The following is a 12,614-nucleotide window of genomic DNA, read 5'->3' as shown; positions in this document are numbered from 1 at the left end:
AAAACGCCGGGGCATTGCCTCGGCGTTGTCACATGTAGGTCATGACCTGCTTCTGGCGTATTTAGTAGGGGGCAACCTCTAGGGCGGGGGGCGTGTTGCTTCGCTGTGCGGTCGTAGCAGTTGTTCACCGCAACCTGCGCCGAGGTCTGTTTCGCCGACGTGGTGGTCGTGCTTACTTTGCTTCATTCATCCGTGGTAGGAGTCGTGCGAAGTGGCCGACAACGCGCTGCTATTCGGACAAGAATGACTAATTTGCTTCCAGGATTTTATCAAGAAGACGGCTATAATGAGTTGTCTCAGTGAACATAGTTCTTGAATTATCGTCGCCGCTGCGTCTGCCGGAAATTGAACCAACAAAATAGGGCTGCACTCCTCTATCCTGTTGATAGTCCATTTCAGGCATATCTTCGAGATCGACGGTTACTACAACCGCTCCTCCAGACGCACCGTGGTATGAGTGACAATAGGCTTTTTTAAGACCAGAAGCGCCTCCATTGAGGGATACACATTCATCGTAGGTCAAAACTTCACCTTTTTGGCCAAGCCCCGTGTCGGCGCTGTACCCAGCCATCGTAGCATAACCTCCATCAAAGTACTCATCATCCAGCATATCTCCATAATCATACGGAGCATTGATGAGCGGCTTTATGTCAGACTTGGAAATCTTCGACTTGAGCTTGACCACAGCATAGTCACCGGGATTCATCTCTGCTCGTAAGACTTCACTGATAGAAGTGTTGATTACCTTGCCGCTATTGCTGGTAAAGCGCACGTGATTTTCACCAGCTTTGAATGACTCTTGCCCATTATACCAATGATCAACACAGTGACCTGCCGTAATTGCAATAATTCCGTCTTTTTCGGGATGGTCAGCAATCAGCACAATCGAACAACTCTCCTCTTTCCCTTTTGAAACGGTTGAGGTCAATTTGCCAACGGCTTCGAGCCATTTCGGCGAATTCTCTGATCTGACTTTTCGGGTATCACCAGCGATCATCTCCGGATAGCCCGTAGCCCCAGCGAACAGTTCGATACCATCATGTGCATTCAGGCCCGACTGCTCTGCTCTCTCGGGATCGCTTGCAGTGCACGCTTCGTTACAATCGCCCGCAGCCAGTGTTTGCGCTGATATCAAAGTGAAGAATAATACGATGGCTCTCATTGCGTCACTTTCTCAGAGTCACGCCAGCCGGACCCACGGTTTCAGAAATTATCCCGCTGACAATAATAGTCCCGAGGAGGATGCAAAAATTGCCGGTACAAATCAATGCAAACGGGGTTTGAGCCACCACACCTCTTTTTCTAAATGTTCTAAAATCGAGAAAACGCCGGGGCATCACCCCGGCGTTGTCATTCTCCACCCCGGACTTTTTAAAAAAGTCCGGTCCGATTTCTTCAAAAGAAATCGCTATGACTTCCCCTTCCAAGGCACCAAAATCCGCTCGGCCCAGCGCATCAGCATATCAATGCCAAACCCGATCACCCCGATCAGGATGATCCCCATGATCACGATATCGGTGTTCTGAAACTTTGACGCGGTCATGATCATCATCCCCGCCCCTTGCTCTGCCGCGACAAGTTCGGCGGCCACGACGGTGCCCCAGCACACACCCATTGCAACACGGGCGCCGGTAAATATTTCGGGCAGCGAGTTGGGAATGATCACGTGACGCATGATCTGCGACTTGCTGGCCCCCAGACTGTAGGCCGCATGCACCTTGGCGATATTCACGCCCGACACGCCTGATCGCGCCGCAATTGCCATGATCCAGAGCGCGGCAAGAAACAGCAGAATGATCTTACCTGTTTCGCCGATGCCGGCCCAAATGATGACCAAGGGGATCAGGGCCAGCGGCGGCACCGGGCGCATGAATTCCACGATAGGGTCGAACCAGCCGCGGAACCAATTGCTGAGCCCCATTGCATAGCCCAATGGTATTCCCACGATGGCGCCGCAAATAAACCCGATAATCACGCGAAACAGCGAATAGCCAAGATGCCCGAGCAGTGAGGTGTTGCGGAACCCTTCGTCGGCTATCTTGAGCGTGCGCGCCCATACGTCTTCGGGTGCGGGCAGGTAGAGCGGTTCCATCTGCCAACCGCGCGCAGGCTCAAAGTTCGGGGTGCCCTTGTCCGATAGGTTCACCACGCCGCCGTCAATTTTAACCGATCCGCCCGGCGCGATCTTGCGCCCGTCGATGGCGATCACCCGTGCGCCGTCTTTTTTCGTGATGTCATCGTTGCGGTCCACGTTGATCAACACAGTTCGCCACTGAGCCACCGTGGCACTGTCGTCCTTGGCAAAGCCATCGCCCGGCGCGACCTCTGGGGCGTCTTGGGGCGTGCCGCGTGGGTGTACGACCACAGTCACCGTTGCATCGTCGCGCTGATTGCCTTCGGCCTCGGCGGTGTAGGTAAATTTGGCCGTCCCCTGAAACGGGCCGGGGGCATGCAGAAAACCGGGCAACCAGTTTGAACCGGTGAATATCCCCCACATCAGGAACACGGTGAATATCGAAATGATCCCCGCCGCCCGGTTGGGCCGCACAGCGCTTTCGTCGCCGAACGTCACTGTCTTGAGAGAGGTATAATCCCGCGTTCGGGCCCGCATGATGACTTGGGTGACGATAAAGAACGCGGCGGCAAAGATGGCAATGTAGATCGCGAGGAAGATGAAGCCGGTCACGCGCTCACCTCCGTCCGGCCCATAATTTCCTCTTCCATGTCCCAGATCATACCTAGAATTTCCTCGCGTTTGATCGCGAAATCGGGGTGTTTTTTCACCTCACGCAGATCCTGGCCCACGCCCAGCTCGGCAAAGGGCAGGCGGTATTCGGTATGAATGCGTCCCGGCCTGGGGGCCATCACGATCAAACGCTCGCCCAGCAACAGCGCCTCTTCGACGGAATGGGTGATCAGGATGATCGTCTTGCCGGTCTCTTTCCACAGTTTCAAAACGAGGCTCTGCATCTTTTCGCGGGTCAACGCATCGAGCGCCCCCAGCGGTTCGTCCATCAAAATGACATCGGGGTCATTGGCCAGACAACGTGCCAACGCGACCCGCTGCTGCATGCCACCCGACAGTTCGTAAACGGCTTTTTCCTTAAAGTCCTGCAGACCGACCACGTCCAACAAGTGATCCACTATTTCGGCTTTGTTGTTCTTGGGCATACCCTTCATCGACGGGCCAAAGCCCACGTTTTCACGCACCGACATCCATTCAAACAACGCGCCTTGCTGAAACACCATGCCGCGCTCTGCGTCGGGGCCATGGACCTCATGCCCGTTCAAAATGATGCGCCCGTCAGTTGGGGCCAAAAACCCCGCTACGATGTTCAGCAAAGTTGTCTTGCCGCAGCCCGATGGCCCCAGCACGCTAAGCAATTCGCCCGCTTTCAAGTCTATCGACACGTCTTTGAGTGCCTGAACCGATCCGCCCCCCGGCAGATCGAACCGCATGGAGAGGTTTTCTATGGAAAGTCCTGTCATATGGCTGGTTTCCGTCCCTATTGTTGTAGATCGGGCCGGGTTGTCCCGGCCTCTGATTGATTGGGATAGATGGGCGCGCGCCGGGCAATAGGCGCGCGCGGGGTTGGTCTACATCTCGCTGGCGGCCGTTAGCGGGCCAGTGTTTACAGCGCCATCATAACTGTCCAGCGCACCATCAATGCTGCCTGCCTCGACGAATACTTCGGCCACGCCTTTCATAAACGTCTGCGCGTTACCGCCCAACCATTTAGCACCCAACTGATCCTCGACCGTCAGAAATTTCATCGTGCCGATGAAGTCTCGTGTCGCGTCCACATCCATGCCCGATTCCTGCGCGATCGCCGCAAGCATGTCGGCGTCCTGGTTGGCATTCCATTCGGCATTGGCATCTGCGGTCACCTTCAGGAACTTCGCCACCACATCGCCATTTTCCGCAATATATGCGGCGGGGGCGGATGTGACATCAAACACCAGAATGCCCAGATCTTCCTTTTCTGCGCCGGTAAGCAGTACGTTGCCGTATTCCTTCATCCGCGTCAGACCGCCACCATAGCCGCAGGCCATGTCAACCGACCCTTGGCTCAGCGCGGCGGCACCCTCTGGTGGGGCCATATCAACGACCTGCAAACTGTCCAGTGGCACGCCAAAGTGACCCATCTGACGCAAAAATCCGTAGTGAGCGGCGGTCCCCAGTGGCACGGCGACCTTTTTGCCTGCCAATTCGCCGGCGCTGTCTTTGTCGATCTCAAGCCCTGCCGCGACAACACAGTTGTCATTGTCTGAATAGCTGACGGCGACATCGACGATCTGGATATCCTGCCCACCTGACGCTGCCACAACGAAGGGTGGCACGCCTTGGCTAACGGCGATCTGCACGTCACCTGACGCCATCGCGGCGGACATGGCGGTACCGGTTTCGAACGATACCCAGTTCACCTTCATCCCCAACGCGTCGTCGTAAGCACCTGATTGTTTGGCGGCGAGGAACGGCATCGGCCATTCCAGGAAGTACGCCACGGTGATTTCGCCATGAGATTCGGCAAAAGCCGACTGCCCAGATAGCGCCATCACGGCACCGGCAACAATTCCAGCTGTTGTTTTCTTGATCATATCACTCTCCTGATGGATTTTTTCGGGTCCTTGCTGGCCCCTTGTCTGGTCGTTCGTGGGTGATCGCATATGGTGGGTTAACCCACTCTGTCCTGCGGTCACGCTGGGATGAAGTTCGCTACACCCCCTCAATCGCTGACGTTAATGACTACGTTCAGCATGTCGTTATTCCCCTCACCGGGCAACATAATGTACTTGAAACCCCCATTTTTGCGTCTTTCCGGCATCCGGCGCCTGAAAACGCAGCCCCTTGGCAAACGCTCGCACGCTAGTCTGGCGATGGAAGTCTTGCAGAATAAACGTCCACATTTCGCCACATGATGAGTCCAGTTTGCCCCGACGCGCGCGCCGTCTGAGCTGCGCGGCACCTCAAACGCTGTTATCCCCCGCGCCGATGCGGCATCGCGCAGGCCGTGATCCGCCAAAGCGCACTCTGGCCTCAAAGATCATCTTGATCTGGACCTACTTGAAACTTTCGATTGGCGGTGTTGTGGTGGCTGACAATACGCGCGCGCCGCGTCTCTCATTCGTGGGCATCCCACAAAAAAGAAAGGTCTGGTTCCATGGACGGCAATTTCAACGAAAATGACATTTCTCGCGTCGTCGAGGCAGATCGTGCCCATATCTGGCATCACCTAAGCCAGCACAAACCCTATGAGACCACCGATCCACGCATCATTGTCGAAGGCAAAGGCATGCGCGTCTGGGATCAGAAAGGCAAAGAGCACCTTGATGCGGTGTCGGGCGGGGTCTGGACGGTCAACGTCGGCTATGGCCGCGAAAGCATCGCCAATGCCGTGCGCGACCAGTTGATCAAGCTGAACTATTTTGCAGGTTCCGCCGGATCAATCCCCGGCTCTCACTTCGCCACCAAATTGCTGGACAAGATGCCGGGTCTTAGCCGGGTCTACTATTGCAATTCGGGTTCCGAGGCGAACGAGAAGGGGTTCAAGATGGTCCGCCAGATCGCGCACAAGCGCTATGGCGGCAAGAAACACAAAATCCTCTACCGCGACCGCGATTACCACGGCACGACTATCGGCTGCCTGTCGGCGGGCGGGCAGGATGAACGCAACGCGCAATACGGCCCCTTTGCACCGGGTTTCGTGCGGGTGCCACATTGCCTCGAATACCGCAGCTTTGAACAGGACGGCGCACCGCAGGAAAACTATGGCCTTTGGGCTGCCGATCAGATCGAACATGTGATCCTTGCCGAAGGGCCAGATACCGTCGGCGCGCTTTGCCTTGAACCCGTGACCGCAGGCGGCGGCGTTATCACGCCCCCCGACGGCTATTGGGAACGCGTGCAGGAGATTTGCAAAAAATACGACATCCTGCTGCACATTGATGAAGTCGTCTGTGGCGTGGGCCGCACCGGCACTTGGTTTGGCTATCAGCACTACGGCATCAAGCCTGACATGGTGACCATGGCCAAAGGTGTGGCCTCCGGCTATGCCGCCATCGCTTGCCTTGTGACCACCGAAGAGGTGTTCAATATGTTCAAGGACGATGCCAGCGATCCGATGAACTACTTCCGCGACATTTCCACCTTTGGCGGCTGCACCGCCGGACCAACGGCGGGGATTGAGAACATGAACATCATCGAACGCGAAGGCCTGCTCGAAAACACCACCAACATGGGCAACTACATGCTGGATGAACTGGCCGCATTGGCCGACAAACACCCGATCATCGGGCAGGTGCGTGGCAAGGGGCTGTTCCTTGGCGCCGAGCTGGTCACCGACCACGACAGCCGCGCGCCGGTGCCGGAAAAGCAGATGCAGGCGGTTGTCGGCGATTGCATGGCGCAGGGTGTCATCATCGGCGCAACCAACCGATCCGTGCCGGGCAAGAATAACACTCTGTGTTTCTCGCCCGCGCTTATCGCCACCAAGGATGATATCAACCAGATCGTTTCGGCAGTTGATGGCGCGCTGACCCGCGTCTTCGCCTCGGCGTAAAACCGCAGGCCGGATCGCCTGACAGGCACCGTGGCTTGACCGCGCGGTGCCTGCCGCTATCTACCCCGTTGTCTTGCCCGAACATGACATCAATCAAAGTTTCGCCGACTTGCGAATTTTTGCACTTTAATCAAGCCGCGCGGGAACCAAATGCACTTTCCTGCGTTGGCCTCCGATAGTTTAAAACGGGAGAAAGACATGAAGAAGTTCCTATTGGTCATTCCAATGATTGCTGGCCTTGCTGCGTGCGACGGCACAAACGGCGCACTGACAGGTGCCGCGTTGGGCGCTGCTGCCGGTGCAGCGGTTTCCAATGATGACGACAAGGTTGTCGGCGCGATCATCGGTGGCGCCGCAGGCGCAGCAGCCGGTAACTATATTGGTAAAACCCAAGGCGGCAAATGCGTTTACCAAAACAGCGCAGGCCAGCGTTACTACGCAGCTTGCCCATAAACGCCCTCTCCAAGGCACAGGTCAAAGGGCTCCGACTTCGGTCGGGGCCTTTTTTACTTGGTGCTGTCCCGTTCGGCGCGGCTGATGCCGGAATTTTCACAATGCCGCGCTTGGCCTCCTCTCAGTTCCCTCCTAAAACCAAGTTTACCGCCGCTCCTGGCGCTCTGAGGGAAACTGATGACTGATATCTTGATCCTCCTGCTCGCTGCCTTTGGCGCAGGCGTGCTGAATACGATCGCAGGAGGCGGCACGTTTCTGACGTTTCCAGCGCTGGTGTTTACTGGCGTGCCACCGGTAATGGCGAATGCCACCAGCGCCGTGGCCGTATTCCCCGGCTACCTCGGTGGTGCCATTGGGTTCCGCGATGAGCTGGGCCAGTTCGACCGCAAACGCCTGCTGCGCCTAAGCTTGATCACGCTCGCGGGTGGCGTTGTTGGTTCTGGCTTGCTGCTGGTCTCTTCGAACGAGGCTTTCTCAATCGTCGTGCCTTTTCTGCTGCTGGCCGCGACGCTGGCGTTCTTGCTGGGCGATCAAATCCGCGCCTACGCCGCCAAACACGTCCGCGCCGTCACCCCCGAAGGGGCGCTGGGCCTTTTTGCCGTCAGCATCTATGGCGGCTATTTCAACGGCGGGCTGGGCATCGTGCTGCTGGCGCTGTTTGCCCTGTGGGGCATGACCAACCTGCACAGCATGAACGGCCTGAAAACCGGGCTCAGCTTTGTGCTTTCCGCCATTTCCGTCGCCATTTTTGCGCTGGCCGGGCTGGTGGCATGGCCACAGGCGCTGATGATGATGCTGGCAGCGACTGCAGGCGGCTATGCCGGTGCGCCTCTGGCACGCGCCCTGCCGAAACGCGTGGTGCGCGGCATCATCGCTGTGATCGGCTTCGGGATGAGTGCGGTGTTTTTCTGGCGTTTAGTCGCGGGCTAGGGGTCACCCTCAAACGGGTAAAATTGACCTGCTCCCTTTACGGGCGTGATCCACTTGGCCTAGCCTTTGTAAAGGGGGGCAAGCTATGCCGAGATTTATCATCACCTGTGCGCTTGGGTTCTGTCTGGCCGGGTTCGTCGCTTCGGCGCAAGACGCCGAGCGGCCACAGGTTGTCTGCACCGTTGCGGGCTGTAGTGAAATCAGCCTTCCTAAGCCACGCTATTCGGATGCCAGCGCCTTTTCAGTGCAGAATGTGTGGACCGTCATCGACGACATTCTCGCGGTGTCCGGGTTATCGCCAAACTTTCAGGTGGTCGAAACCGAAAAAGTCGAAAACGCAGCCGCAGTCGTACTGGACGGAGAGCGCTATCTCGCCTTCAACCCAGATTGGATGGCGCAGTACAAGACGGACCAAGCGGAAAAATGGCGGCTTTATGGTGTCATCGCCCATGAGGTTGGCCATCACCTGCAAGGCCATACCATAACGGGCAATGGATCACGCCCACCGACGGAATTGGAGGCCGACGAGTATGCGGGGTTTACACTCGCTGCGTTGGGCGCATCGCTGGAACAGTCGCAATCGCTTTGGGTCACCCTGTCCGAAAGCGGGTCCGCAACCCACCCCCCGCGACACCAACGGCTCGCAGCGGTTGAGAGGGGCTGGATACGCCGAAATGGGCGTGTGCCTGCCGCACCGACGCCAGCACTACAGCCGCCACCGCCACCTCCACCGCCCGGCAGGGCAATGCGAAACTGCGTGCCTATCGCCGCAGCCTATGCGCCGACGAACCTTTGCTTTTCATCCTATCTGGCGGCGCAGGGGGCAAACACCTATGTGCCGCGAAATACGCAGGACGGAAATCCGCAGACCTCATGGGTGGAGGGCGTCGCGGGCCATGGGATCGGCGAACATTTCTCGCTAGTCTTTACCGCGCCAACACAGATGGGCCGCCTTGAGCTGCGCAATGGATATGCAAAATCGGCCCGGACCTATTCCAGAAATAGCCGGGTGCGTGCCTTGCGGATCACCACCTCACATGGTGATCACGCTGTGGTCTCGCTGCGTGACACGTCCGATTGGCAAGACATTCCAGAACTTGTCAATTTTGGTCCAGTGAGCTGGGCGATCTTTGAAATTGCGGATGTTTATCCCGGCACACATTATCAGGACACGGCCATCACCGAAATATCCTACCGATAAGGGTGTCGCCGCTGTGCGCGATCCCTAACTGTTCTATGAACTTTGTTTTTCCGGTGATAAATTCGGCGATACGTAATGCCAGATTGAAAACGAACTAAGTCCAGCCTATCGTGCTGCAATGGCTCTTCCCGTTGAAACATTTTTCCTGCGCCCGGATGCCCAAGGGACGCTGCAACAGCAGATCCAGCAGATGATTGCCCAGGGCATACTGTCGGGCCGTTTTCAGCAGGGCGAAAAGCTGCCATCGACGCGAAAACTGGCCACGCATCTGGCCGTCAGCCGGATTACGGTGACCATCGCCTATACCGAACTTTTGGCCAATGACTACCTCACCTCGCGCGGGCGGTCTGGTTACTACGTGTCCGAAAATGCACCGACCCCGCCAGACTTTGCGCCCACACCACAGGAAACCGACGCTGTCGACTGGTCCCGCGCCATCGGTCAGCGGTTCAGTGGGGGCGACACACCGCGCAAACCGCAGGATTGGGCCAGCCTTCGGTATCCGTTCATCTATGGGCAGGCCGATCCGACCCTGTTTGATCATGCCAATTGGCGGCTTTGTGCGTTGCAGGCGCTGGGACAGCGTGACTTTACCTCGATGACCACCGACTATTTCGATTTGGACGATCCGCAGCTGATTGAATTCATTACCCGGCACACGCTGCCCCGGCGCGGCGTCACTGCGCGGCCGGAACAGATACTCATCACCATGGGCGCGCAGAACGCGTTGTGGCTGACCACACAGGTTTTGCTGACCCAGCGCCGCCGGGCGGTGCTGGAAGATCCGTGCTATTACGCCTTGCGCGATATTCTTGGCCAGTCGCGCTGCAATGTCACGCCTGTGCGCGTTGATCAGGACGGGCTGCCGCCTGATGCGATTCCTCCGGACACGGATGTGATATTTACCACGCCCAGCCATCAATGCCCCACCAACGCGACCATGCCGATGGACCGCCGACGCGCCCTGATGGCGCGCGCGCGCGAGTTGGATGCGTTGATCGTCGAGGACGATTATGAGTTCGAGATGTCCTTTCTCAAACCGCCTTCACCGGCGCTGAAATCTCTCGATACAGATGGTCGCGTGATCTATGTCGGCTCCTTCTCCAAATCGCTATTTCCGGGGCTGCGCCTGGGTTATCTTGTCGGGTCCGAACCCTTTATCCGCGAAGCCCGCGCGCTGCGGGCGTCGGTCTTGCGGCATCCGCCCGGCCATATCCAGCGCACAACCGCCTATTTCCTGTCGCTGGGTCACTACGATGCACTGATCCGCCGCACCGGGAGTGCGCTGCATGAACGCCGCAATGTTATGGAGGCAGCTTTGGATACCCATGGCCTGTGTATCTCGGGGCGCGGCGACTATGGTGGGTCGTCCTTCTGGATGCGGGCCCCCGCGCATATCGACACCCAAGATCTCGCTCAGAGGTTGCATGCGAGTGGCGTGCTGATCGAACCGGGGCGCGTGTTCTTTTCGGGCGCAGACAAGCCGTCAAACTACTACCGGCTTGCCTATACCTCGATCCCCAGCGCCCGCATCCCCGAAGGCGTTGCTATGATCGCCCGTGAAATTGCCTTGATGCCCTGATCTGGACCTAGCCCTCTCATAACTCTGGCCCTATTCGCCATGTCGCCCGCCGCCTATCCTCCGTCCTGCCCTATCCCGCGATTTCGCCCATATTTTTAGGACTTTCCGCCATGAAGATGACCACAGAAGAAGCTTTTGTAAAAGTCTTGCAGATGCACGGGATCGACACCGCGTTTGGCATCATCGGCTCGGCCATGATGCCGATATCCGATCTGTTTCCGGCGGCGGGCATCCGGTTTTTCGACGGCGCGCATGAATGCAACTCGGGTATGATGGCGGATGGGTTCACCCGCGCTTCGGGCAAGATGTCGATGATGGTGGCGCAGAACGGGCCGGGGATCACCAACTTTGTGACCCCTGTCAAAACCGCCTATTGGAACCACACGCCGCTGCTGCTGGTCACGCCGCAGGCCGCAAACAAGACCATCGGGCAGGGTGGGTTTCAGGAAGTTGAGCAGATGGCGCTGTTCCGCGACATGGTTGCCTATCAGGAAGAGGTGCGGGATCCGACGCGTATGGCCGAGACCCTGAATCGCGTTATTGCCCAGGCCAAGCGTCATTCAGCCCCTGCACAGATCAATATTCCGCGCGATTTCTGGACCCAGGTGATCGACATCGACCTGCCGGCCATTGTCGAATTCGAACGCCCCTCGGGTGGAGAGAGGGCCATTGATGACGCGGCCAAACTGCTGTCAGAGGCAAAATTTCCGGTCATCCTCAATGGGGCGGGCGTGGTGATCGGCGGCGCAATCGACGATGCGCGCAAGCTGGCCGAACGGCTGGATGCGCCGGTCTGTTGCGGCTATCAGCACAACGATGGCTTTCCTGGTTCGCACCCGCTGTCGGTTGGGCCGCTGGGCTATAACGGGTCCAAGGCGGCGATGGAACTGATCGCCAAGGCCGATGTGGTGCTGGCGCTTGGCACCCGGTTGAACCCGTTTTCGACCCTGCCGGGGTACGGGATTAATTATTGGCCCAAGGAGGCCAAGATCATTCAAGTAGACATTAACCCCGACCGCATCGGCCTGACTAAAACGGTCAGCGTGGGCATCGTTGGCGACGCCAAGAAAGTCGCAACTGCAATCATGGCCAAACTCAGTGACGGCGCAGGCGATGCGGGCCGCGCCGAGCGCAAAAATCTGATTGCGCAGACCAAATCCGCGTGGGCGCAGGCGCTCACATCAATGGACCACGAGGACGACGATCCCGGAACGACATGGAACGCCCGCGCCCGCGACCGCGAGCCGAAAAAAATGAGCCCGCGCATGGCCTGGCGTGCAATCCAAAAGGCTTTGCCGCAAGAGGCGATCATCAGTTCAGACATCGGCAATAACTGTGCCATTGGCAACGCCTACCCAACCTTCGAAGATGGACGTAAATACCTCGCCCCAGGTTTGTTCGGTCCCTGTGGGTATGGCTTTCCTGCGATCTGCGGGGCCAAGATTGGCTGCCCGGATGTGCCCGTTGTAGGCTTTGCCGGCGATGGTGCATTTGGGATTTCGATGAATGAAATGGTATCAGTGTCCCGCGACGATTGGCCGGCCATCACCATGGTGATCTTTCGCAACTACCAGTGGGGCGCGGAAAAGCGGAACACGACGCTGTGGTTTGACGATAACTTTGTCGGCACGGAGTTGGCTCAGGACGTGAATTATGCCGCGATTGCCCAGGCCTGCGGCGTGACAGGTGTTCAGGTGACCACCATGGACGAACTGACGACCGCGCTCGACACCGCGATCAAGGCGCAGATGAACGATGGTCAGACGACCTTTATCGAAGTGTTGCTGAACCAAGAGCTTGGTGAGCCGTTTCGCCGCGATGCGATGAAAAAGCCGGTTTCGGTTGCTGGTATCAACCGGGATGACATGCGCCCGCAAAAGGGGTGATC

At 57.7% G+C, this 12,614-nt stretch carries 11 protein-coding genes; 6 read left to right on the top strand and 5 right to left on the bottom strand.

The features are described 5' to 3' along the window. Window positions 1-247: 247 nt before the first annotated feature. From AC1965_RS17170 to AC1965_RS17150, 5 genes are all read right to left on the bottom strand, one after another. Window positions 248-1,162, bottom strand: a complete 915-nt coding sequence (locus AC1965_RS17170) for a trypsin-like serine protease (RefSeq protein WP_483885043.1) — start codon at window positions 1,160-1,162, stop codon at window positions 248-250. Between the two features lie 4 nt (window positions 1,163-1,166). Next, entirely contained in the window at window positions 1,167-1,427 is a 261-nt protein-coding gene (locus tag AC1965_RS17165; protein ID WP_483885042.1) for a hypothetical protein, read from the bottom strand. Next, a complete protein-coding gene (locus tag AC1965_RS17160) occupies window positions 1,409-2,686 on the bottom strand; it encodes an ABC transporter permease (protein WP_483885041.1) in 1,278 nt (425 codons plus the stop codon). Before AC1965_RS17160 ends, AC1965_RS17165 begins: the two co-directional genes overlap by 19 nt. Next, window positions 2,683-3,489, bottom strand: coding sequence for a taurine ABC transporter ATP-binding protein (locus AC1965_RS17155; RefSeq protein WP_483885040.1), 807 nt, complete (start codon window positions 3,487-3,489; stop codon window positions 2,683-2,685). The genes AC1965_RS17160 and AC1965_RS17155 overlap by 4 nt, the downstream gene beginning before the upstream one ends. Before the next feature lie 108 nt (window positions 3,490-3,597). Next, window positions 3,598-4,599 carry a taurine ABC transporter substrate-binding protein gene (locus AC1965_RS17150; protein ID WP_483885039.1) on the bottom strand — a complete coding sequence of 334 codons (1,002 nt, stop codon included), beginning with the start codon at window positions 4,597-4,599 and terminating at the stop codon, window positions 3,598-3,600. Between the two features lie 563 nt (window positions 4,600-5,162). On the opposite strand from AC1965_RS17150, the gene AC1965_RS17145 reads away from it, so the two are divergent. The 6 genes from AC1965_RS17145 to xsc all read left to right on the top strand — a co-directional run bounded on the left by AC1965_RS17145 (window position 5,163) and on the right by xsc (window position 12,612). Beyond that, the gene (locus tag AC1965_RS17145) at window positions 5,163-6,560 is read left to right on the top strand and encodes an aminotransferase family protein (RefSeq protein WP_483885038.1); all 1,398 of its coding nucleotides are present in this window, start codon (window positions 5,163-5,165) and stop codon (window positions 6,558-6,560) included. A 150-nt stretch (window positions 6,561-6,710) separates the two neighbouring features. Further along, complete coding sequence (locus AC1965_RS17140) at window positions 6,711-7,013, top strand: glycine zipper 2TM domain-containing protein (protein ID WP_483885037.1); 303 nt, start codon at window positions 6,711-6,713, stop codon at window positions 7,011-7,013. Between the two features lie 177 nt (window positions 7,014-7,190). Then, window positions 7,191-7,943, top strand: a complete 753-nt coding sequence (locus tag AC1965_RS17135; RefSeq protein ID WP_483885036.1) for a sulfite exporter TauE/SafE family protein — start codon at window positions 7,191-7,193, stop codon at window positions 7,941-7,943. 85 nt (window positions 7,944-8,028) lie between these two features. After that, window positions 8,029-9,144, top strand: coding sequence for an NADase-type glycan-binding domain-containing protein (locus tag AC1965_RS17130; RefSeq protein ID WP_483885035.1), 1,116 nt, complete (start codon window positions 8,029-8,031; stop codon window positions 9,142-9,144). A gap of 118 nt (window positions 9,145-9,262) precedes the next feature. Then, window positions 9,263-10,726, top strand: a complete 1,464-nt coding sequence (gene pdxR, locus AC1965_RS17125) for a MocR-like pyridoxine biosynthesis transcription factor PdxR (protein WP_483885034.1) — start codon at window positions 9,263-9,265, stop codon at window positions 10,724-10,726. 110 nt (window positions 10,727-10,836) lie between these two features. Then, the gene (gene xsc / locus AC1965_RS17120; protein WP_483885033.1) at window positions 10,837-12,612 is read left to right on the top strand and encodes a sulfoacetaldehyde acetyltransferase; all 1,776 of its coding nucleotides are present in this window, start codon (window positions 10,837-10,839) and stop codon (window positions 12,610-12,612) included. The last annotated feature ends 2 nt before the right edge of the window (window positions 12,613-12,614 follow it).

It is taken from the genome of Sulfitobacter sp. KMM 9851 (assembly GCF_057178245.1).
The sequence above is the reverse complement of the archived record's forward strand: the minus strand, read 5'-3'. Positions and strand labels throughout refer to the sequence as shown.

What these genes read in the sequence shown, in the direction of transcription:
- AC1965_RS17170 (WP_483885043.1), bottom strand. Translation starts at nt 1,162, where the DNA reads ATGAGAGCCATCGTATTATTCTTCACTTTGATATCAGCGCAAACACTG.
- AC1965_RS17155 (WP_483885040.1), bottom strand. Translation starts at nt 3,489, where the DNA reads ATGACAGGACTTTCCATAGAAAACCTCTCCATGCGGTTCGATCTGCCG.
- AC1965_RS17150 (WP_483885039.1), bottom strand. Translation starts at nt 4,599, where the DNA reads ATGATCAAGAAAACAACAGCTGGAATTGTTGCCGGTGCCGTGATGGCG.
- AC1965_RS17145 (WP_483885038.1), top strand. Translation starts at nt 5,163, where the DNA reads ATGGACGGCAATTTCAACGAAAATGACATTTCTCGCGTCGTCGAGGCA.
- AC1965_RS17140 (WP_483885037.1), top strand. Translation starts at nt 6,711, where the DNA reads ATGCACTTTCCTGCGTTGGCCTCCGATAGTTTAAAACGGGAGAAAGAC.
- AC1965_RS17135 (WP_483885036.1), top strand. Translation starts at nt 7,191, where the DNA reads ATGACTGATATCTTGATCCTCCTGCTCGCTGCCTTTGGCGCAGGCGTG.
- AC1965_RS17130 (WP_483885035.1), top strand. Translation starts at nt 8,029, where the DNA reads ATGCCGAGATTTATCATCACCTGTGCGCTTGGGTTCTGTCTGGCCGGG.
- pdxR (WP_483885034.1), top strand. Translation starts at nt 9,263, where the DNA reads ATGGCTCTTCCCGTTGAAACATTTTTCCTGCGCCCGGATGCCCAAGGG.
- xsc (WP_483885033.1), top strand. Translation starts at nt 10,837, where the DNA reads ATGAAGATGACCACAGAAGAAGCTTTTGTAAAAGTCTTGCAGATGCAC.